This is a genomic window from Kitasatospora sp. NPDC054939, from assembly GCF_053610105.1.
The window spans coordinates 16845-36378 of the sequence record NZ_JBSGXP010000084.1 but is presented as its reverse complement, the minus strand read 5'-3'; the positions used below and the strand labels follow the sequence as shown (position 1 = coordinate 36378).

Below are 19534 nucleotides of genomic sequence, written 5' to 3'. Positions count from 1 at the left end.
GGGGCCGCCCCGGCGGGGGGGGGGCACGGCTCCCTGCCGGCGCGGGGCAGGCGTACGGGGGTGCGGCCGCCGGGGTGGGTCCGGGTCGGCCGCTCCGCCGTGCGGTGCGTCCGCCGTGCGGTGCGTCCGCCGTGCGGTGCGGGTGGTGCCGGGCCGGTTGGCTCTGGGGTGCCTGTTTCCGGCTACCGGGGGTCGCGCCCGGTGAGGGCGGCGAGCTCCTTGGCGGCCTCGGTGAGGTCCTTCGCGGTGTCGATCGCGCGCCAGTACACGCCCTGCGGCAGCTGGTAGCCCGCCAGCCGCTTGCCGCGCGCCAGTTGCGGGAAGGTGGTGCGCTCGTGGTCGCCGACGTCCGGCAGCAGCTCGGCGAACTCCGGACTGAAGACGTACAGGCCGGCGTTGATCAGGAAGGGCGAGGGCGGCGCCTCGATGAAGTCCAGCACGTTGCCGAACTGGTCGGTCTCCACCGCTCCCCAGGGGATCCGCGGCCGGGCCAGCGCGAGCGTCGCGACGGCGTCCCGCTCGTGGTGGAAGGCGGCCATGTCCCGGAGGCTGAACCTGGTCCAGATGTCGCCGTTGGTGGCGTACCAGGGCTCGTCCGGGCGGGGCAGCGCCCGGGCCGCGTACTTGAGCCCGCCACCGCGTCCGAGCGGCTCCGCCTCCACGACGGTGCGGACGTCCAGCGGCAGGTCGGCGCCGTCCAGCCAGCGCTGCAGCACCTCGGCCAGGTGCCCGCAGGAGACGACCACGTCGGTGACGCCCTCGGCGGCCAGCCAGGCCAACTGGTGCCCCAGGATCGGCGTTCCGGTCCCGGGGATCTCGACCAGCGGCTTCGGCCGGTCGTCCGTGTAGGGCCGCAGCCGGGAGCCCTGGCCCCCGGCCAGGATGACGGCCTGGGTGACGGCGGTCGGCGACTGCGGCAGGGGCTGCGGCGCGGCCTGCTGGGGTGCGCGGGGAGCTTGGTCAGCGGTCATGGCTGAACAATAGGCGCGCCCCGCCGGGACGGTGGCGGTCGCTCACGGGCCGTGGCTCGCGGGGGCGTTGCGAAGCCAGGTCAGGCCGCTTCCCGCGGTGAGACCGCTTGCCTCGGTCAGGCCGCTGCCTCGGTCAGGCCGCGGCGCCCGCGGCGAACGAGCCGTCACAGACCGGGCGGGCGAATGACTGCACGCGCTTCACGTCGCCCTGGTACTTGCGCACCGCGGCCCTGCCCAGCTCCGTCGCCAGCGCGGCGCAGTGCGGGGTCAGAGAGGGCTGCTCGCGCATCGAGCGCTCCAGCAGGTCCAGCGCGGTGCCCGGGGTGTGGGCGCGGAGCTCCTCCAGCAGCGCCACCCGCAGGGCGTCCTGCGGCGCCAGCCCGTCGGCGGGCCGGCTGCTCGCCCCGGACCGGCCGATGGCGGCGCCGTCGTCACTGGACGCGGCCACCACCTGCTGGTCGAGCCCGGTCGGCGGAGCCCACGGCACCCTGGTCACGGCGAGGGTGCCGGTGGTCACCAGGACCACGGGCAGGGTGAGGGCGATGGTCTGGCCGATGCGGCGAACTAGCTGCTTCACGCCAGTGAGAGTAGCGCCGGGTGAGGCCCGGATCGCCCTCCGTTACACCATCGAGTGAGCCGTGTCCGGGTTCGTCCCTTCACCGTGTTGACGCACGGTGCGTGTACGGACCCGCAGGCGCTCCCGGACGCCGCCGGGCGCTCCCCGGAACGGCGGAGCCCCGTACGGCCCGGCGCCCGCGCGCCGCCCGTACGGGGCTCCGACCGGCACTCAGTTGCTGAGGCGGGCACCCGTGGTGGTCGAGAACACGTGGGTCTCGCTGGCGATCGGAACCACGTGGACGGTCGCGCCGCGCTCCGGGATCTGCCGGCCGTGCACGCGCACGACGATGTCCTTGTCCTGGCCGCCGATCGAGGTGGTGCCGTAGACGAAGCCGTCCGAGCCGAGCTCCTCGACCACGTTGACGGTCACCGCGACGCCCTCGATGCCGCCCGCCGGGACGATCTCGAAGTGCTCCGGGCGGACGCCGACGGTCACGGTCTTGTCGGTGCCGGCGCCGGCCAGGTCCTCGCGCGAGATGTTGACGACCGAGCCGCCGAACTTCACGCCGCCGTCGACCAGCGGGACCTCGATGAGGTTCATCGCGGGCGAGCCGATGAAGCCGGCGACGAAGAGGTTGGCGGGCTTGTCGTACATGTTGCGCGGGGTGTCGACCTGCTGCAGGAGGCCGTCCTTGAGCACCGCGACGCGGTCGCCCATGGTCAGCGCCTCGACCTGGTCGTGGGTGACGTACACCGTGGTGATGCCGAGGCGGCGCTGCAGGCCCGCGATCTGCGTGCGGGTCGAGACGCGGAGCTTGGCGTCCAGGTTCGACAGCGGCTCGTCCATCAGGAAGACCTGCGGCTCGCGGACGATCGCGCGGCCCATCGCGACGCGCTGGCGCTGACCGCCGGAGAGCGCCTTCGGCTTGCGGTCGAGGTAGTCGGTGAGGTCGAGGATCTTCGCGGCCTCTTCGACCTTGGTACGGATCTCGCTCTTGTTGACGCCCGCGATCTTGAGCGCGAAGCCCATGTTCTCGGCGACGGTCATGTGCGGGTACAGCGCGTAGTTCTGGAACACCATCGCGATGTCCCGGTCCTTGGGCGGCAGGTGGGTCACGTCGCGGTCGCCGATCCGGATGGCGCCGCTGTTCACGTCCTCCAGACCCGCCAGCATGCGCAGGCTGGTCGACTTGCCGCAGCCCGAGGGGCCGACCAGCACCAGGAACTCGCCGTCGGCGATCTCCAGGTCCAGCGCGTCCACGGAGGGCTTGGTGGCACCCGGGTAGATCCGGGAGGCCTTGTCGTACGTCACAGAAGCCATGGTTGTGCTCTCCTTCACCGGCAGGAACGTGCCGGACGATCCGAGTAAAGGTGTCGGTACTGCGTCCGCCGACCCCGCCGCTCAGTGGTCTGAACCAGAGCGCGGGCCGGCTCCCGGCGACGCTACCTGCGCTTCCGCGGCTTGTCAGCCCCCGGCCGAGCCGAATTCGGCATCGGTTCCATCACACCTGCCCCGGAGCCCGGCCCCGACCCCGCCACAGCCCGCTCCGCGCACCGATCTTCGCCCGCCGTAATCCCCCCACCGCCCCGGCCCGGCCCGGTAGACTGCCCCCGGTGCCGCCGTGATCCGTCGCGGACGGCCACCGTGCCTCCTTAGCTCAGCTGGCCAGAGCACCGCTCTTGTAAAGCGGGGGTCGTCGGTTCGAACCCGACAGGGGGCTCAGCTTCCGGCCCAGGTCAGAGGGCCGAAAACGCAGAACGCCCCGGGCCGTGGTCGGCCCGGGGCGTTCTGACATCTCCAGCCGACATCAGCCGGTCTTGCGGCGGCGCCTCAGCAGCCGGTCCATGTGGCTCATCGCCTCCCGCTGCCGCTCCTGCACGACGTGCGTGTAGACCTCCATCGTGATGGCGATCTGGCTGTGCCCGAGGATGGCCATCAGGTCCCGGGGTGCCACCCCGGCGGCCGACAGGAGCGTTGCGCACCCGTGCCGGGCATCGTGCAGCCGGATCGCCGGCAGTGCCTCGGCCGCCGTCACCCTGGCGAACGAACGGGTGAGGTTGCGCGGCTCGATCGGCTGGCCGCTCGCCGTGGTGAAGACGTAGCCGGAGCCCGCCCACTCCTTGCCCGCCGCCAACCGCTGCCGGCGCTGCTCGGCCTGCCGCAGACGCTGCCAGCGAAGCGGCGCGACGCACATCATCGGCAGCGGGATGACCCGCGCCCGCCGGGACTTCGGGCTGTCGCGGTACAGCACGCCGTCTACGCGCTGGAGTTGGTGCCGCACGGTCAGCGTGCGGTTCTCCAGGTCGATGTCGGACCAGTGCAGCCCCAGGATCTCCCCGCGCCGCAGTCCGAGCGCCACCGCCAGCACGAACGCGGCGTACAGCGGGTCGCGCCGGGCGCCCTCCAGGAAGACCAGCGTGTCATCGAGACTCCAGGGCTTGGTCACGCGGTACTCCACTCGGGGTGCCTGTACGAGCTTGGCGACGTTGCGGGTGATCAGTTCGTCCCGCACGGCAGCGGACAGGGCCGTGCGGAGCACCAGGTGCGACTCCTTGGCGGAGGCCGCGGACACCTTCTTGGTCACGGCGGCGATGAGGCGGCGGACGTCGGCGGTACCCAGCCTCTCCAGACTCTTGGCGCCGAGCGCCGGCACCAGGTGCAGCCGGACGTGCATCTCGTACTTGTCGTACGTCGTTCGCTTGCGCTGGGGCTTGACGAAGTGCTCCAGCCAGTACGGCAGCCACTCGGACAGCTTGGCCGACCGGGTCGGCGTCGGGACGCCCTGCCGGTCCCGAAGCACCAGCTCCTGGCGCTTCTCGTCGCACTCCGTCCACGTCTTCCCGTAGACGAATTTGCGGGCCCGGGTGCCGTCGGGCTGGGGCACGTAGACGGCGGCCTGGTAGCGCCCGTCCTTGCGCTTGGTCACGGTGCCGGCGCCGTTCGGGTTGCGCTTGGCCATCAGGCGTCCTCCTCCATCTTGGTGCGCAGGTAGTCGTGCAGGGCGGTGACGGGGATGCGGCGGAGGCGGCCCTCCGTGAAGCTGTCGAGCTTCTTGGTGCGGATGAGGTCGTAGACCTTGCTGCGGCTCATCCGCAGGGCCGCCATGACTTCCGGGACTTCCAGGACGAGGGGCGGGATGGTGCTCATGGGCGCTCCCTTGGGCGGTCGTGTCGACGAGAAGGGCCCCGGGGCGTGACAGAACTGACAGAACCCTGCCGGATGGGCTCTGACCTGCGGTTTTGACCTTGATCACTGTTCTGACAAAACCGGTAAAAACTCTGACAGAACCTCAATGGGAGGGGTTCTGTCACGCGGGCAGACCGCTGACAGAACCGGCGGGCGGGAGGTTCTGTCAGAGTTTTAATGGGTTTTGTCACAGCGATGATCATGGGCGTTTTCGCAGGTCAGAGCCCCTGGCCGGGGGTTGTGTCAGTTCTGTCAGCCCCCGGGCGGTTCCGGGGTCGGTCAGGGGCTGAGCAGGGGGTGGGCCTGGTAGCGCGGGGACGGCGGCCGACCGCCCTTGCCGGAGCGCGGCGGCGGTGCCTGCATCCGCAGCCACCCGTGCTCCTCCAGCAGCTCCAGCGCGGGAGCGAGGTCGGCGATGGTGGGGAAGTCCGCGCGGGAGGCGGACCGGAACACGTCGCGCTTGGTGAACCCGCCCCGGGCCGGGGGGTTGGTGCGCAGGTGGTCCAGCAGGGCGCGGGCGGCGTCGCGGGCCGGGTCGGCGCCCATGGCGTCGAAGACGTGCAGGGCGTGGACGGTGAAGTAGTCCCCGAGGCGGCAGGCGGCGGCCATGGTGGCGGCGTCGATGGGAAGGCGCCAGCCGTCGGTGGGGTGGGCGGCGAGGTGCAGCAGCCCGGCGAGGCGGGCCACGGCGCCGTCGCGCTTGCTGGCCCACTTCACGATCGGGGCGAAGCTGCGGCCCTTGCCCAGGCGGGATTCGGTGACCTTCTGGAAGGCCAGAAGCACTTGGTCGGCCTCCGGGGCGAGCTGCACGACCGCCGGGTCGGTCCAGCCGGCGAGTTCCCGGGTGAGCGCGCTCAGCAGCCCGGTGTAGGTGTCGGCGACCTGGTCGGGGATCGGGTTCGGGGTGAGGTTGCGGCGGCCGACCAGGGATTCGGGGACGGCGTAGAGGTAGCGGGCCAGCAGCCCGCGTCCGTCGGCGCCCTTCACCTTGGCGATGGCCTCCAGCACCTCGGGCTGAATGGCCAGGCCCATGGTGACCGCGGGCCGTTCGATGTGCTGGGCGGGCCGTCCCTGCCGGTTGACGCGGACCATGTCCCCGGCGTGGCCCTTCAGGAAGATCTCCATGTTCGGCGACCCGGAGTAGAGGCCGGCGATGATGTCGAACACCCCGCCCTCGGGGCTCATGATGGCGATCCGCCCGCCCTGGTCGGTCAGCAGGGTGGCCAGCGATTCCTGGGTGGCGTTGTCGGCGATGAGCTGCGTCTCGGCGGGCACCGTGACGGCCTCCGCATCCCGGGCCAGGCTGACGGCCTCCGTCACGGCCCGTTCGCGCTCCTCGGGCGAGGCGTTCGCGGCCTTGGCTGCGGCCCGCTCGGCGGCGGCCCGCAGCAGCTTCTGGGTGGTCTCAGCCTCGGTCTTGCGAAGCGCGCTGGCGTCCTTGAGCTGCTGCTCGACGAGCATGAGGGGCTTGGTCATGAGGTCGAACACCGCGGACTTGCGGTTGCCCGGGGGCAGGGCGACGGCCGTGTAGATGTTCACCGGCTCGTGCCAGCGGCCCCGCACGCGCACCATCACGCGCCCGCCGGCCGCCGCCGCGAGCGCGGCCAGCGCCAGGCACCCGGCGAGGTCGGCCGGAGTCTGCGTCTCCTCCGCCACGGCGGTGACCATGTCGCCCACCCACCCGGGCAGCGCGTCGGTGGGGAAGGCGGGCAGGCTGGTGGACTCACCGAGCGGGATCGGCTCGTCCCAGGTGTCCACCGGCCCGGTCGGCGGCTCCATCAAGGCTTCCCAGCCTTCCGGGAACAGCGGGCTGACGTTGTCGTACGGGTCGTCAGAGCGTGGGGTGGGGACGGTCACGTGTGCTCCTCCAGGGGGTGTGGGTGGCTTTGAGCGGGCCCGTGCGGGGCCGGGGGCGTGTGGGCAGGGGCGGCGCCATGGGAGACCGGAGAAGCGCTCTTCCGGTCTCCCATGGCGGGGCGCCCGCTCTCAGGCCGCGGCGCTGCGGGCGGCGGCTTGGAACCCGCGCCGGATGGCGTACTCGCACTCGGCGGGCTTCAGGCCCGTGGCAAGGCCCGCATCGAGCAGCGCGTCATGGGCCAACTGCTCGTCCAGGGCGCGGGCGTGGATGAGGCGGCCGACGGCCGCGCTGCTGGCCCACAGGCGGTTCTTCCGTCCGCCCTCGGTGGTCGCCCGGACCTTGTCCGTCTCGCGGTTCAGGACAGCTTGGGTGTAGGCGTCCTGGTGGTGGATCCGCTCCCGGAGCCGGTTCGAGTCCGGCACGGTCACCGGGGCGGGCTTGGGGGCGAGGGCGGCGAGCAGTTCGGGCGGGGCCGGGGCAATGGCGTGCGGGTCGGTGCCGGCCGCGAAGTGGTACCGGCCCTTGACGCCGGTGCTGCCGGGGCCGACCAGATAGCCGCCGGACCCGCGCACGTCCAAGCCGTGCGAGTGGTCGCGCTGCTTGCCCACCGAGTTGAGCACCACCGCGCCGGGCGGTGTGGCGAGCCACAGGTGCCACCCGCCGCTGGGGGTGGCGACCGTGGCCGTGACCGGGACGGTGAAGCCGTGCTCCACGGCGAGGGCCCGCAGGTCGGCGACCCCGTCGAGACCGTCCTTGACGTCGAGGTCGACGCCGATGAGGTGGTGGGGTTCCCGGCCGCAGGCGATGCCGTAGCCGGTGGCCCACCGGGCCCGCCGGAACATGGTCTCGATGAGGTCATGGTCGGTGGTGGCGTCGTGGACGCCATGCCCGAGACGTCCGCACTCGCCCCGGCACTCCCGGACCCGCTTCGGTGGGTGCGGGGAGGGCAGAGCCGGGGTCTTGTGGACGGTCAGGGGGACGACGCCGTGGCCGCGTTCAGCGGCGTGGTGGGCGGCCACAAGGGCGTGGTGCCAGTCGGACAAGGGTGACGCTCCTTCCGCGTCGGTCGGGGCGCGGGAACGGGAGCCGTGGCGGGCCCGGACGGCGCCGGGGCCGCTACGGCGGACGGGTCCTGGTGCTGCTCGGCGCAGACCTTGTGCGCGGGCCTGCGCTGCTCGTCGCGCAGCGGCGTCGGCTGGCTGCACCAGCGGCACGGCAGGGTGCGGGTGCGGTCGTAGTGGGCGTTGTCGCGCCAGCCCAGGACAGCCGACACGGCGGGCCTACCGGCCGACGGGGGCGAGCAGGTCGTCGACCAGCGGGGTCAGGTGCTGGTTGGCGTGGTCGGCGAGGGAGGCGATGACGGCCTTGGCCTCCCAGGTGAGCGTGCGCCCCGGCCGGGCGGTGGTGGGCCGGATCAGGACGTGGTCGGGGATGGGCAGCAGGATGGTGGCGGTGAGCAGGACGGCCGGACGGTCGGTGCGCTCCGGGTTGACCAGCACGGGCCACGCGCCGTCGGGCCACTGCGCGGGGACGCGCTCCCAGTCCCGTGCGTGCAGCCGGTGGTCGGGGCGGCGGGCCAGGGCGGCGTGGCGCAGGCCGACCTTGGCGCAGAAGGTGGCGCCGCCGTTGTGGTCGCGGTAGACGTCGATGTGGACGTCGGGGCGCATGGTCATGTAGCCGGGGGACATCACCGGGAAGGTGGCCAGGGACCACGCGAGGGCGGCGAAGTCCACCGGCCGCAGGGGCTGGCCGTCCTCGTGGAAGTCGTCGGCGTACTGGGCGATGTGGGCGCCGTAGCGGGAGCGGCCGTCGGGGGCGTGGTCCCGGTCGCGGACGTTGTCCACGATCGCGAGCGTGAAGCGGTCGAACACGGGCATGCTGGGATCCGATCTCGTCTGTAGCGGGCGTGGTCGGTGAGCCCCGCAGCAACCGGTCTGTCCCGGGAAGGCCGTCCGGTTGCTGCGGGGCTCCGTGCTGCGTGCGGACCGCTCAGGCGGCTCGGCGCACGTTCGTGCCGGGGAACGGGATGACGGTGGCGAGCCGTGCGGGCTGCTCAGCGGTGGGGGCGGGGGCGCCCTCGCCCCCGTCGGGCGGCGCGGTGGTCGGCCGGGCGGCGCGGGCGGCAGCGGACTCGGCCAAGACGCGCTGAATGACGGTGCTGTCGTCGTTCGCGCCGCGCCAGGTGCGGGCGATGGCGGCGGCGCCGGCCAGGCCGGGGCCGAACAGGGCGGCGGCGGTGATGAGGTCGGTGGTGGTGCTCACGGGGTTCCTCCGTTGCGGGCGGCGGTGGCGAGCAGGTCGAGCAGGTCGGTGCCGAGCAGGGCGGCGCGCTGCTCGATCGCGGTCCAGGACTGCGGGTCGATGTGCATGAGCGCGGCGAGGGCGGCCGGGGCCTGCCCGTTGGCCGCGGCGGTGAGCGCTTCGCGCAGGTGGACGGCGGCGAGGGGCCGGATGGCCGGGGCGGTGGTGGTCATGGCAGTCAGTGGTTGCTGACGGCGGTGACGATCGCGCTGAGCGTGTCGTTGACGGGTCCGGCGAGGCCGGTGGAGGCGGCGGTGAGGCCGGAGAGCCAGACGACGAGGGCGGTGCCGACGCTGACGCGCTTGGTCCACACGAGGACGACGGTGATGGCACCGGTGAGCAGGGCGATGGACACGGTGACGGTCATGTGCGGATCTCCCGGGCTGTGTGCTGGGTGGGTGGGGTCAGTTGGTGCCGGAGCGCCAGGTGCGGTGGGCGACGTTGCAGAGGTGGCGGCCGACGCGGATGCGCTTGCCGACGCCCTTGCAGCGGCGGCAGTGCTTGCCGCGCTTGGGCTTGCCGCGGCGGTCGTGGGTGAGCTGGAAGCCGAGCCCGCCGCACTTGCGGCAGTCGCCGAACGGGCTGGCGCTGCACAACGCTGCGTAGCCGAGTACGGCGAACGCGGCGGCGGCCACGGCGGCGAGTATCAGGGGGGTCATGGGTGCCCTCCAGGGCGTTTCCGGGGTGTGCGGGGGCGGCGCGCTAGGGGCTAGCGCGCTGATCAGGGCATGTTTGGGGTGCTAGCGGGGGTGCTAGGTCTAGCGGGGTTAGCCGCTAGACCTAGCACCGCTGCTGGGCTATCCGGCGTCGCGGTTCTTGTCGCGTTCGGTGACGACCTTGAGGACGTCGGTGCGGGTGATCCCGCGCCGGTTGGCGCCCTTGCCGTCCGCGGTGGTGCCCCAGACCTGGCCGGTGGCGATGCCGTACGGCTTGAGCGCGGTCACCAACTGGTCCGCCTTCGCCCGGCCCTCCATCCCGGCCCACGGCCCGTAGGCGTCGGGCCGCAGTTCGGCGAGGCGGGCGACGATCGTCTCGGACCAGAGCTTCGCCTCGTCCGGGCCCATCACGGCGAGGATGTCGGCGAGCAGGTCGTAGGCCGGGGCCGCCGTGGGGGCGGTGTCGGCGGCGCCGGCCGCGTGGCCGCTCAGCAGCCCCGCCTGCTCGCGGGCTTCCCGGCCGCGCTGGGCGATCGCCTCCGCGGCAGGGGCGTCGACGAACACGCTGCGGATGATCTGCGCGTCCGCGCCCTCACCACCGATGAAGTACGCGATGCCCCGGTCGGCGCGGCTGAAGGTGGTCGCCCTCACGCCGCGCTTGTAGGCGGAGGTGCCGAGCACCATGTCGTTCTCCACCTGGCCCATGACCTTCAGGCACAGCCGCAGGATCGCGTTCGCGCTGATGCCGGTCGGCAGGGACTTGGCGTCGGGGCGCTGGGTGGCCAGCAGCAGCACGATCCCGGTCGCAGGTCCCCGCTTGACCAGGTCGGTGCAGATCTCCTCGAACTCCGCCCCGTACTTCGGGTGCTCGAACCAGACCTGGCACTCGTCCACGCCCACGACGATCGGGTGCAGCCGCAGCGACTTGTTGTCCGCCAGCTTGGACGTCACCTTCGACTCCGGGCACACGTCCCGCGGCAGGGAGCGGATCGCCTTGGTGCGGCGCCGCAGCTCGGTACGCAGTTCGCGCATGTCGGCGATCGCGTACTCGATGTCTTCATCGTCGTCGCCGGCGCGGTGACGGTGGGAGACCTTCTCGCCGACCGGGTCGAGGTCCCCGGTGCCCTTGAGGTCGTAGGTGTGCAGCTCGGCCCGGGGGTCGAGGGCGGAGATGAGCAGCAGCAGACGCAGCAGGAAGGTCTTGCCCATGCGGGGGACGGCGCCGATGATGCCCGCGATGAACATCAGGGTGACCTCGACCCAGTTGCCGCGCTGGTCGGTGGCGAACGCGATCGGGTCGAACAGGTCGACGGTGCCCTTGCGGGCCAGCGGCCAGGCGGGCTGCTTGGCGGTGGCCATGTCCTGGTCGCCGACCCACAGGATCATCCGGCCGGGGTGCTCGCCGGGCTTCTGCTCCGGCCACACGGTTCCGACCGGGCGGCGCAGGCCGGAGGCGAGCTGTCCGCGGCGGCCCATCACGTCGGCCACTTCGACGCCGTGCGGGAGTTCGACGTCGGCACGCCAGCCGGGGCCGTCGCGCATGATCGGGGCGGGGAAGGTGATGGCGCTGCCCTTGGTCTTGGCGGAGGTGATGCCGCCGATCCCCAGGGACTCCAGGGCCCGCACCACCATGTCGGAGGTGAGCTTGGGGGCCTTGGCCTTGACCACCGCGCGGGTGATCAGCGGCTCGTCCGCCGGGGCGCCGGCCGCCCCGAGGGCGAGCACCAGCGCGGTGGTGAGGGCGGTGAGGGTGCCGGTGCCGGCCATGACCCACAGCACGATGACGGCGGCGAGGCCGAACACGGAGCCGAGCAGGGTGATCAGGGACCGCAGCCGCACCCGGTTGTCGCGCTGGCGGCACAGTTTCAGGTACAGCTCGGCGTCCTCGCGCCGGGCCGCCGCCGCCCGCAGCGGCTGGCCCTCGGCGTCGGAGGTCCACCGCCCCAGGAAGTTCAGGGCCCGGGCGGCGCCGCGCGGGGAGCGGGCGGCCAGCTTCCCGGCGTACAGCGGGGTGCGGATCCCGTGGTAGGCGACCGTGTGGCCCATCTGCTCGGCCAAGTAGGCGAGTTGGGTCTTCAGTTCGGCCTTGGACAGCAGCCAGGCCGGCAGGATCGGGCGGCGGGTGCCCACCGGCAGCGGCAGCGCGGTCGGGGCGGGCTGGTCGACGTACACGGGCTGGTCGTCGTCGCCGTTGCCGTTTCCGTCGCCGTCCACGGCGGTGGCGGTGGGGCGGCGTTCGGCGCGGGCCTTGGCCAGGTCGACCACGCCGCCGTCGGCGGCCATCTCCGCCGCCAGGCGCTCGAACAGCTCGTTCTCCGCGTCGTCACCCGGACCGGAGCCGGGGATGTGGTGGTTCACTGGGGTTCCTTCCTCACAGCGAAGTTGTGCAGGTGAAGGGACCCGGGGCGGCCGATGTGCCGGCAAGCAGGATGGCCGTCCCGGGGCAGTGCTGAACGGGGTTCTGCGGCAGGTCAGTTGCCGATGGCCGCGGCGAGGGCCGTGGCGGCCTCCGCCGGGGTGATCGGCCCGTCCTTGAGGTAGCCGCCGTACATGGCGTCGGCCTTGCGGACCACGTCGGCGGCGGTGGCCATCGGCCGGTCGCCCTGCCAGGGGCCCCAGGTGACCAGCTCCGAGGCGGCGTGGCGGGCGATCCGGAACCGGCTGTCGGCCCGGCGCTTGGCCCGGCGCCGCTCGTTGCGGGCCCGGCGGCGCTGCTCGGCGTCACACGCCGCCTGCCGGGTCAGGAAGTCGGCGCGGATCGGGCCGCCGACCGGGCACGGCCGGTCGTCCTGGCAGAGCTTGCAGGTGGCGTTGTGCTCGGCGGCCCGCTGGAACGCGGTCATGTAGTCGATGAACTGCTGGTCGGACATGGCAGGCTCCTGTTCCGTTCCGTTCCGTTCCGTTCCGTTCCGTTCCGTTCCGTTCAGGCGGAGGCGATGGCGGCGGCGCACGTCTCGAAGGCGTGGTGCCATGCCTGGTCGAGGCAGTAGGCGCCGTTCATGCCGTGGTCGGCGAGTCGGACGAACTTGCCCTTGCCGGTAGCGTCGGCCAGCTTGCGCAGGGGCTCGCGACGGTCGGCGGCGTAGTGCGTGAGCGCGGAGAGGACGAGGGCGGCGGCGACCGGGCCGGGCCGCAGCCGGATGCCGAGCAGGCGGCTTCCGGCGAGCAGGACAGCCCCCTGGGTGGCGGTGTAGGCGGCGACGTGGGCGGCGCACGCGCGGCGGCCGTCCGCGCTGGACTGCCGGTTGTGGTTGTGGTGGCCCTTGGTGGCGGCCTGGTGGTCGGTCTGGATCCAGTGGTCGGCGACGTCGGCCGCCGCCCGCAGCAGGGCGTAGGCGGCGGCGAACCGGGCAGCGCGGACGCTGGTCATCGAAGGCTCCAAGAGGCTTGGTGAAGCGCGGATTGTGAGGTTCAGGCGGCGCGCGCGGCGGTGTCGGAGCAGGGCAGGCACACGCTCAGGTGCGCGGGGATGACGTATCCGGCGTCCCGCCCGCAGTCGGGGCAGGTGCGGCGTGCCGTGTTCGCCTTGGCCAGTGCGGCGGCCCGGCCGTCGGTCATCGGGCGAACGGGCTTGGCGAGGGTGAGGCGGTAGAGGTAGGCGGCGCGCACGCCCCTGCGGGTGTTCCACAGGATCTGTGCGGCGACGTCCTGTCCGCCGGGCCGCAGCCCCCGGGCGCGGAGCTGTCGGCGGGTGAGCAGGCCGGCCGGGGCCATCCGCCACGGGTAGGTGGGGGTGCCCCCGAACCGGGTGCCGTCCGGGTCCCAGAACCGGGGGCGGCTCACGACGCCCGCTCCTCACCCGCGTCGTCCTCGCCGTCGGCGGGGGCGGTGTCGTCGGGCTGCGGGTCGACCGCGGGGGCGGGCACGGCGTGCAGGGTGGGGCGGTCGGCCGGCCGCTCGCGCTCGGCCTTCAGCGCGTCCCGCAGGACGCGGGCCTTGGCCGACGAGGTGCGGACGGCCTCTCGGATGCGGTCGGCCACCAGGTCCTCGGTCGGCCAGTCGGCGGTCGCCGACCGGGCCTCGGCCAACAGCTCCTCCGGGCTGCGGGTCGGCTTCGCACTGCGGGCCGACTGCGGCAGGCTCCCGGTCGCCCGGCGGGGCCGACTCGCCGGGGCCGCGGTCGGCTTCACCGGCCGGACCAGCTCCACCGCCGCGACGGGCGCGGTCGGCGCCGGAGTTGGGGGAGCGGTGGGGGCGGGGTCGGGCGACTCGTACACCGACTCGGCCGGTTCGGCGTCGGCGGGTTCGGGCAGGTCAGACACCGACCGATTTGCGGTAGGCCGGGTTGATTCTTCCCGTTCCGGCCGGTGGTGGAGCACCTTGGCGACCAGGTCCGACCCGAAGTAGATGGAGCCGACCGGCAGGCTGCTGGCGAGCAGCACCAGCGCCCAGTGGGCGGGCGCCCAGTCGGCCAGCCGGACTCGACCGCCGCCGTGCAGGTCGGGCACCAGACCGTGCACGTAGTTGAGCACCAGCGAGGCGGCCGTGTAGCCGACCAGGACCCGCAGCGCGAACCGGCGGTCGTCCCCGACCAGCACCAGAACGGCGACCAGGGCCAGGGCCATCAACCCGTCGACCACCAACGGGTAGACGGTCGCCGCGACCGGGTCCGCCCCGACCGAAGACGCCACATCGCGCAGCGCGTTCCACGACACCCGGAACGCCAGCGCGACGACCGCCAGCAGCGCGGCCACCATCCAGAACTTGGCCTTGCGGCTCACGCGGCCACCGCCACCATCACCGCACCGGCGGCGGCCACGGTCCGCGCGGCGTACAGCGGCACGGGCGCCGACCTCAGCAGCCGCTCCGCGTAGGCGGCCAACTCCGGGTCCTCCCGACGCAGGTCCGCCAGCACCGCGTACGCCACGTCCAGCCGCGCGGCCCGGCTCAGCTCGTCCTCACCGGCGACGCCGGCGAACAGCTCCTCGTCCACGCCCAACGCCAGCTCCGCGAACTCCTCAGAGCCCGCCGCGCGCTGGCCTGCAACAATCGACCTCACGGGTCTACCTCTTCTCTCAAGGGGTGAGTGGGCCCGAGGGCCGCCGCGCGACCGGCCAAGGAATGCGCGGCGGCTCGTTAGGGGCCCGAGTAAGCAGCCACCGGCGCGGGATGCGCGGCTTGCTGCAGGTGGACGGGGAGGGAGTCGCACCCTCGCCCCCGCGGGGGCCCACTGCGGGCCGTCCTTGGTCTGCCTCCGCCTCTCCCCAGACACCTCCCTTCGCGGGGCTCTCGGCGGGACCTATGGAGTTGTCAAGGAACGGGCACTGCCTTCAGGGGGCTGTCACCCCACCCCTCCGGGCGCATCCGCCAAGGTCAGAGCCGCGCCCAGAAGAAGGCAAAGCCCTGCCAAGCTCTAGAGATCCCTTCCTTGAGTCCTCTAGAGGACGTGAGGAAAACTATGAGGGGCCGTCAGCCTCGCGTCAACTGCTTGAGAGGACTTAAGCTGTCATGGTCTTCGAGTGAATGGCGGTGTGGCCCGATATGGCCAAGTACGAGCGGATTGCGGAAGACCTTCGTGCCCGGATTCAGGCGGGGGAGTGGCTGCCTGGCGGGCGCCTGCCCACTGAGACCCCGGATCTGACGACCCACTACAAGACCAGCCTCAACACGGTCCGGCAGGCTCTGGGTGTTCTGGCCTCCGAGGGGCTGGTGGACAAGGTCCATGGCCGCGGAAACTTCGTGCGCAAGCCCCGCAAGCCCGTGACCCGCACCAACGAGCGCCACCAGTGGGAGAAGGATCGGGCGCGTGAGCCGGAGGACACCCGTCGGCAGACTGGCGCGACGGAGCACGACACCGGGCTGACCGTGTCGGACCTCGTGTTCAGCGCGGAGTTCCGCGAGGCTGAGGCGAGTAACGATCTGGCCGGCCTATTCGGCGTGGCGGTGGGCACCAAGCTGCTGGAGCGGACCTACCGGACGCGCTACCGCGAGGAGGACGAACCGTTCAACGTGGCCAGGTCCTACCTCGTCTACGAGGTGGTAGAGGCCAACCCCGACCTGTTGGACCCTGCTCACGAGCCTTGGCCCGGCGGTACACAGAACCAGTTGTTCACGCTCGGGATCGAACTCGACCGCATCGAGGAGCGCGTCACGGCGCGCCCCCCGACGGCCGAGGAGACCGAGGAGCTGGGTCTTAAGGCAGGTGTTGCAGTGCTGGTGCTCCGCAAGATCTCGTACGACACCACGGGCGCGGCGGTTGAAATCTCCGATGTCACGTTGCCTGGCGACCGCACCGAGATGGTGTTCACGACTCCCCTGGACAGGTGGTGAGCATGACCAACGTCATCTCCGTCGTCACGGCGGTCTACGGCCCGTCCGCTGAGTACTTGGCGGACGCCTATAAGTCCCTGCTTGACCAGGAACTCCCAGAGGGTTGGGACTGGCAGTGGGTTATTCAGCAGGACGGCGAGACGGACGACGTCGCTCCGCACGTCCCGGACGACGCGCGGATCAGCTTCGGCCAGGGACGGCACGGCCGGGCGGGCATGGCGCGAACGATGGGCCTCTCCCGGGCCACAGGCCAGTTCGTGAAGGTGCTCGATGCCGACGACATGCTGCCGCCGGGGACTCTTGCCCGCGATGCCGCTGTGCTTTCCACGCGGCCGGACGTGGCGTGGACGACATCGCGCGTGCTGGATCTCCTCCCGGATGGGAGCACCGTCGGGTTCGACCAGGACCCGCCGGCCGGGCCAATCGAGCGCGGCGAGGTGCTGACCCACTGGAAGGCGCACGACTTCCGAGCCCAGGTGCACCCGGCGACGCTCTGCGTTCGGCGGGACCTGCTGATCGCACTTGGGGGGTGGATGGCGCTGCCGGCCTCCGAAGACACCGGCCTCCTCATGGCGCTCAACGCGGTTAGCCGCGGGTGGTTCCTGGCGGAGACCGGCCTGCTGTACCGAAAGTGGCCGGGGCAGAGCACCCACCATGCGGCACACAGCCACGAGGTTGAGCGTGAGGCTCGCATGGCGGTCGTCCAAGCCAGGGCGGAGGCGCTTCTCGCGCTGGAGAACTGGCGGCTCGACGTGGCGTGATGCACCCAAATGCGATCGGCCCCGGCGGATCTCCGCCGGGGCCGATTGTGTCGGCTCAACTCTGCTCCGCCGACGCTTCAGCAGCGCGGGAGCCTGGTAGCAGGAGCCCGCGAGCGGTGTGCTGATCGCCCTCAAACCGGCCGCCGACGCCAAGGTCGGCTCGCGCGGCCTCATGGAACCGGTTGATCGCCTTGAAGGCACTCGTGTGAAGCGCTCGCCACTCCTCCAGGGTGCCCTCCACCAGCCCGCGGGCCTGCCAACCGATCGCGGCGGCGGCCTCCTGGACTGCGTGAGCCGCCGCAATCACGTCGTCCCCGCCAAGCAGCATGACCCGCTCGAAGGTCATCGCTTGAGTGCCGCCAGCGTCCGTGAGGTCCATCAGCAGCTCGTGTTCGGTGCGTGGCATTCGACGGAGGTCTTCGCGCACCTCGTACAGCATGATCGCCGCATGGAGCGTGGTTCGAACCTGCCCCACGTACTCGGCGTAGGCGTCGAGCTTCTTCTCATCCCACCGAACCCGCAAGCCGTCTCGTCGCTTGCTCCGCTCCATCAGGGCGTTCGTGGCATAGGTCGTCAAGGCTCCCAGGACCACGGCTGCGATGGTCACAAGCTGAGCTGTCGTATCCATGTCCCCCGGGCCATAGGTGATAGGCAATCATGAGTCGAACTGCCGATCCTAAAGGTTGTTCCGAGAGCGGTGTGTGGACTTCAGGGGACATGAACGACTCGGCTGCGGTCGCACCTGCGGCCGCTCGTCGCAAAGTTACCCGCAGCGGATGGGGGTTGTAGAGGCGGGCGCCGGATGACCCTTGACGCTAGGAGGCGGCGGCCGATCACTCAGTCTGGGCATTGGAAATCCTGATAAGTGCGGAACCGAGGGTCTCGGAATTGTCAAGTGCAGTAATGGGGCGAAGCGAAGTGTAGACCGTGCGAGCAGATAGCTTCTCGTTCAAGCGGGCGGGGCAGTCCAGGGTGAGCTTCTCATTGAACCGCTTCGCCAGGAGCGGGTGCCGATTTGGAAGGTTGATCGAGTGGATCATCTGGTGAAGGAGATTGCCGCGAAGGTGTGCGATTTGCCACGATGCAATAAAGTCCCAGCACTGGAACGGAATTCCGGAGCTGAGAATGGCGGCGAAAGCCATTGGAGTTACCTCGAATTGACCATTGATGCGGGGGGTGAACCTCTCGGTGAGAATCAGCTCCGCAAGATTTGCGGAGTTGCTTGATAGGATATCGAGCGCGGGGAACAGGAGCCTTCTTTGTCGGGCGATTCGACGGGCAATCGTTCTAGTTGTATCGTGATGCCCCTTCTCGGTGAAGTCTTTAAGGGCCGTTACCGCTTCGACAGGGGAGTGGGCGTTCACCCAGTCTGTCATGATTGCTGTTGCGTCGACCTGCTCTAGAACGAAACCCTTCGACCCCGAGTCATCGAAGCTTGCAGCTGCGTGGATGGTCAGAACTTCGTCGTAGGTCCGAGAGGAGGAGATCTCGCTATAGATGGTGCTACGCATGTCGAAGGAGGCGCCCAGGGGGCCGGATTGGTTGATGGCCTGGCAGACTAGGATCAGCTCGTTTAGTGGTCGAAGGCGAACGGCATCGACTAGGAGTTGCTTGGCTTCGCGGGCTCGGCTATTGGCTAGAAGCCATGCCGAGATTTCAATCAGCTCGCCAATGGGGGCCGTCAGGGCGGAATTGACCAGGACTTGATAGGCTTTCAAATTATCGCCCGCGCGCCAGTGGGCGGCCAGGTCTGCTTTAAGGTCGAATCTGTCCTGCCTGTTTCCTTCTTCGATCTCGGCGGCGATCTTCTTCTCGAGGTTCACCATTTCGCTCATCAGGTCACGGCAGCGCTGTTCCGCTAGATCCTTCAACTGAATCGCCTCGGCCAGTTGAGTTCGCAGTGACTCCACCTCATCCTCGAGTCGGCTTCTGTCGCCTTTCTCTAGTAGGCGACTCGCCTCATCGGCTACTCGTTCGGCGATCCAGTCGCTTTGAAGTTGCAAAAGGTCGCGCTTGCTCTGCGACGCCTCCGCTTCCTTCTGGTCCAGTAGCAGTACGAGTCCTTCGCATTGAAGTTCGAGCCTGTGGATATTGCGGCGCGAGCGTTCCACGGACTCCTGAAGGGATTCGAGTTCGTACTGGCGCGGGTCTACTGCCTGAAGGGCCCGCATGCGTAGCTGGCGAAGCTGGTCACGTACCTCTTGGGTGACTCGAGAGCCTCGATTCACCTCAACTTCCTTCAAAAGGCGGTTTATGAAGTCGCTCGGCGCTACCCGTCGGCCGCGAAGGTACCGGGACACCAGGCTGCTGTCGAGGTTGATGCGGACCGCATACTGCTCCTGTGTCACCCCCAGTGCCCTGAACAGGGTTGTCAACTCACTTGCGAGCCTGGCAACGTCGGGCTGGCTGCTGACTTCGATCTCCGTGCCCGGACGCTGTGAGCTGGGCTGTTCAAGCGGCATGTGTATCCCCACCCTGGGCGATGTCTTGCGCCAGATTGGCAACCACTGCGGCTTCGCGCAACTGGGCTACACCGACCACGGTGTTCAACATCAGTTGTCCTTCCTTGGAGGTGCTTGTCGGTGTATCAGCTCGTTGCCGCCATGAGGGGTCGTGCAGTCGTCCTGGCTCTGGCGATGTTGCCGCTCCTGCTCGTGACTGTCGCCTGCCTGCCGGCTCTTCTCGTCCTGCCGTTCTTCCCGGCCGGGGCATACCGCGCCCAGGAGATCGTGCTTCGGCTTGACTTCTGGTCGCGCGAGATCTTGAAGGGGGCTAGGCGGTAAATCTAGGCAACCTGCCTGGTGAACGCATGGGCCTGTGGCGACCGTGAGTCCGTTGTTCGCGGGGCGGGAGCCTCCCTCATGGCTGGCGCCGCAAGGTTCGGGCCAGCGGTGGGCCGGGACTAGCGGGCCCCCTTGTTGGCGGGGATCGACATCAGCGAACGACATCAACAGTGATGGACCGGAGCGGCC

The 19534-nt window shown here is 70.7% G+C and carries 22 protein-coding genes and 1 tRNA gene; 3 read left to right on the top strand and 20 right to left on the bottom strand.

Going from position 1 to position 19534, the window contains the following annotated elements; translation table 11 throughout:
* Positions 1-182 precede the first annotated feature (182 nt).
* The 3 genes from ACWGB8_RS23115 to ACWGB8_RS23105 all read right to left on the bottom strand — a co-directional run bounded on the left by ACWGB8_RS23115 (position 183) and on the right by ACWGB8_RS23105 (position 2850).
* Positions 183-971, bottom strand: coding sequence for a nucleotidyltransferase family protein (locus tag ACWGB8_RS23115; protein ID WP_452215452.1), 789 nt, complete (start codon positions 969-971; stop codon positions 183-185).
* A 133-nt stretch (positions 972-1104) separates the two neighbouring features.
* Positions 1105-1548, bottom strand: a complete 444-nt coding sequence (locus tag ACWGB8_RS23110; protein WP_452215451.1) for a hypothetical protein — start codon at positions 1546-1548, stop codon at positions 1105-1107.
* 210 nt (positions 1549-1758) lie between these two features.
* Complete coding sequence (locus ACWGB8_RS23105; RefSeq protein ID WP_452215450.1) at positions 1759-2850, bottom strand: ABC transporter ATP-binding protein; 1092 nt, start codon at positions 2848-2850, stop codon at positions 1759-1761.
* A gap of 326 nt (positions 2851-3176) precedes the next feature.
* Here ACWGB8_RS23105 and ACWGB8_RS23100 point away from each other — a divergent pair.
* Positions 3177-3250 (top strand) — tRNA-Thr (locus tag ACWGB8_RS23100).
* A gap of 87 nt (positions 3251-3337) precedes the next feature.
* Here the strand turns inward: ACWGB8_RS23100 and ACWGB8_RS23095 are convergent.
* The 15 genes from ACWGB8_RS23095 to ACWGB8_RS23025 all read right to left on the bottom strand — a co-directional run bounded on the left by ACWGB8_RS23095 (position 3338) and on the right by ACWGB8_RS23025 (position 14530).
* A complete protein-coding gene (locus ACWGB8_RS23095; RefSeq protein ID WP_452215449.1) occupies positions 3338-4489 on the bottom strand; it encodes a site-specific integrase in 1152 nt (383 codons plus the stop codon).
* Entirely contained in the window at positions 4489-4677 is a 189-nt protein-coding gene (locus ACWGB8_RS23090; RefSeq protein WP_452215448.1) for a helix-turn-helix domain-containing protein, read from the bottom strand. The genes ACWGB8_RS23095 and ACWGB8_RS23090 overlap by 1 nt, the downstream gene beginning before the upstream one ends.
* 318 nt (positions 4678-4995) lie before the next feature.
* Positions 4996-6495: a YfjI family protein gene (locus ACWGB8_RS23085; RefSeq protein WP_452215454.1), complete on the bottom strand. Its 1500-nt coding sequence runs from the start codon at positions 6493-6495 to the stop codon at positions 4996-4998.
* 207 nt (positions 6496-6702) lie between these two features.
* On the bottom strand, positions 6703-7617 hold the full coding sequence (locus tag ACWGB8_RS23080; RefSeq protein WP_452215447.1) for a bifunctional DNA primase/polymerase: 915 nt from the start codon (positions 7615-7617) through the stop codon (positions 6703-6705).
* A gap of 237 nt (positions 7618-7854) precedes the next feature.
* The gene (locus tag ACWGB8_RS23075) at positions 7855-8451 is read right to left on the bottom strand and encodes a hypothetical protein (protein ID WP_452215446.1); all 597 of its coding nucleotides are present in this window, start codon (positions 8449-8451) and stop codon (positions 7855-7857) included.
* 112 nt (positions 8452-8563) lie between these two features.
* A complete protein-coding gene (locus ACWGB8_RS23070) occupies positions 8564-8836 on the bottom strand; it encodes a hypothetical protein (protein WP_452215445.1) in 273 nt (90 codons plus the stop codon).
* Positions 8833-9048, bottom strand: a complete 216-nt coding sequence (locus ACWGB8_RS23065) for a hypothetical protein (protein ID WP_452215444.1) — start codon at positions 9046-9048, stop codon at positions 8833-8835. The genes ACWGB8_RS23070 and ACWGB8_RS23065 overlap by 4 nt, the downstream gene beginning before the upstream one ends.
* A 5-nt stretch (positions 9049-9053) precedes the next feature.
* Positions 9054-9242 (bottom strand): hypothetical protein, encoded by a 189-nt coding sequence (locus ACWGB8_RS23060; RefSeq protein ID WP_452215443.1) that lies wholly within the window; start codon positions 9240-9242, stop codon positions 9054-9056.
* 37 nt (positions 9243-9279) lie between these two features.
* On the bottom strand, positions 9280-9534 hold the full coding sequence (locus ACWGB8_RS23055) for a hypothetical protein (protein ID WP_452215442.1): 255 nt from the start codon (positions 9532-9534) through the stop codon (positions 9280-9282).
* Positions 9535-9672: 138 nt separating this feature from the next.
* Positions 9673-11814 carry a cell division protein FtsK gene (locus tag ACWGB8_RS23050; protein ID WP_452215453.1) on the bottom strand — a complete coding sequence of 714 codons (2142 nt, stop codon included), beginning with the start codon at positions 11812-11814 and terminating at the stop codon, positions 9673-9675.
* Positions 11815-12002: 188 nt separating this feature from the next.
* Entirely contained in the window at positions 12003-12401 is a 399-nt protein-coding gene (locus ACWGB8_RS23045) for a hypothetical protein (RefSeq protein ID WP_452215441.1), read from the bottom strand.
* Positions 12402-12454: 53 nt separating this feature from the next.
* Complete coding sequence (locus ACWGB8_RS23040) at positions 12455-12901, bottom strand: hypothetical protein (protein ID WP_452215440.1); 447 nt, start codon at positions 12899-12901, stop codon at positions 12455-12457.
* A gap of 41 nt (positions 12902-12942) precedes the next feature.
* Positions 12943-13314, bottom strand: coding sequence for an RRQRL motif-containing zinc-binding protein (locus ACWGB8_RS23035; RefSeq protein WP_452215439.1), 372 nt, complete (start codon positions 13312-13314; stop codon positions 12943-12945).
* On the bottom strand, positions 13311-14252 hold the full coding sequence (locus ACWGB8_RS23030) for a DUF2637 domain-containing protein (RefSeq protein WP_452215438.1): 942 nt from the start codon (positions 14250-14252) through the stop codon (positions 13311-13313). Before ACWGB8_RS23030 ends, ACWGB8_RS23035 begins: the two co-directional genes overlap by 4 nt.
* On the bottom strand, positions 14249-14530 hold the full coding sequence (locus ACWGB8_RS23025; protein ID WP_452215437.1) for a hypothetical protein: 282 nt from the start codon (positions 14528-14530) through the stop codon (positions 14249-14251). The genes ACWGB8_RS23030 and ACWGB8_RS23025 overlap by 4 nt, the downstream gene beginning before the upstream one ends.
* Before the next feature lie 482 nt (positions 14531-15012).
* Between ACWGB8_RS23025 and ACWGB8_RS23020 the strand changes: the two genes are divergently transcribed.
* Together ACWGB8_RS23020 and ACWGB8_RS23015 are read left to right on the top strand one after the other, a co-directional pair.
* Positions 15013-15801, top strand: coding sequence for a GntR family transcriptional regulator (locus ACWGB8_RS23020; RefSeq protein ID WP_452215436.1), 789 nt, complete (start codon positions 15013-15015; stop codon positions 15799-15801).
* Between the two features lie 2 nt (positions 15802-15803).
* Positions 15804-16562: a glycosyltransferase family 2 protein gene (locus ACWGB8_RS23015; RefSeq protein ID WP_452215435.1), complete on the top strand. Its 759-nt coding sequence runs from the start codon at positions 15804-15806 to the stop codon at positions 16560-16562.
* Between the two features lie 55 nt (positions 16563-16617).
* Here the strand turns inward: ACWGB8_RS23015 and ACWGB8_RS23010 are convergent, their stop codons facing one another.
* Both ACWGB8_RS23010 and ACWGB8_RS23005 read right to left on the bottom strand, forming a co-directional pair.
* On the bottom strand, positions 16618-17169 hold the full coding sequence (locus tag ACWGB8_RS23010; RefSeq protein WP_452215434.1) for a hypothetical protein: 552 nt from the start codon (positions 17167-17169) through the stop codon (positions 16618-16620).
* Between the two features lie 226 nt (positions 17170-17395).
* Complete coding sequence (locus tag ACWGB8_RS23005) at positions 17396-19024, bottom strand: helix-turn-helix domain-containing protein (protein WP_452215433.1); 1629 nt, start codon at positions 19022-19024, stop codon at positions 17396-17398.
* Positions 19025-19534: the final 510 nt, after the last annotated feature.

Excerpts from the sequence above, each read along its gene's own strand:
- ACWGB8_RS23115 (WP_452215452.1), bottom strand. The coding sequence starts at position 971 with ATGACCGCTGACCAAGCTCCCCGCGCACCCCAGCAGGCCGCGCCGCAG.
- ACWGB8_RS23105 (WP_452215450.1), bottom strand. The coding sequence starts at position 2,850 with ATGGCTTCTGTGACGTACGACAAGGCCTCCCGGATCTACCCGGGTGCC.
- ACWGB8_RS23095 (WP_452215449.1), bottom strand. The coding sequence starts at position 4,489 with ATGGCCAAGCGCAACCCGAACGGCGCCGGCACCGTGACCAAGCGCAAG.
- ACWGB8_RS23090 (WP_452215448.1), bottom strand. The coding sequence starts at position 4,677 with ATGAGCACCATCCCGCCCCTCGTCCTGGAAGTCCCGGAAGTCATGGCG.
- ACWGB8_RS23085 (WP_452215454.1), bottom strand. The coding sequence starts at position 6,495 with ATGGAGCCGCCGACCGGGCCGGTGGACACCTGGGACGAGCCGATCCCG.
- ACWGB8_RS23075 (WP_452215446.1), bottom strand. The coding sequence starts at position 8,451 with ATGCCCGTGTTCGACCGCTTCACGCTCGCGATCGTGGACAACGTCCGC.
- ACWGB8_RS23065 (WP_452215444.1), bottom strand. The coding sequence starts at position 9,048 with ATGACCACCACCGCCCCGGCCATCCGGCCCCTCGCCGCCGTCCACCTG.
- ACWGB8_RS23060 (WP_452215443.1), bottom strand. The coding sequence starts at position 9,242 with ATGACCGTCACCGTGTCCATCGCCCTGCTCACCGGTGCCATCACCGTC.
- ACWGB8_RS23055 (WP_452215442.1), bottom strand. The coding sequence starts at position 9,534 with ATGACCCCCCTGATACTCGCCGCCGTGGCCGCCGCCGCGTTCGCCGTA.
- ACWGB8_RS23050 (WP_452215453.1), bottom strand. The coding sequence starts at position 11,814 with ATGGCCGCCGACGGCGGCGTGGTCGACCTGGCCAAGGCCCGCGCCGAA.
- ACWGB8_RS23045 (WP_452215441.1), bottom strand. The coding sequence starts at position 12,401 with ATGTCCGACCAGCAGTTCATCGACTACATGACCGCGTTCCAGCGGGCC.
- ACWGB8_RS23040 (WP_452215440.1), bottom strand. The coding sequence starts at position 12,901 with ATGACCAGCGTCCGCGCTGCCCGGTTCGCCGCCGCCTACGCCCTGCTG.
- ACWGB8_RS23020 (WP_452215436.1), top strand. The coding sequence starts at position 15,013 with ATGGCCAAGTACGAGCGGATTGCGGAAGACCTTCGTGCCCGGATTCAG.
- ACWGB8_RS23015 (WP_452215435.1), top strand. The coding sequence starts at position 15,804 with ATGACCAACGTCATCTCCGTCGTCACGGCGGTCTACGGCCCGTCCGCT.
- ACWGB8_RS23005 (WP_452215433.1), bottom strand. The coding sequence starts at position 19,024 with ATGCCGCTTGAACAGCCCAGCTCACAGCGTCCGGGCACGGAGATCGAA.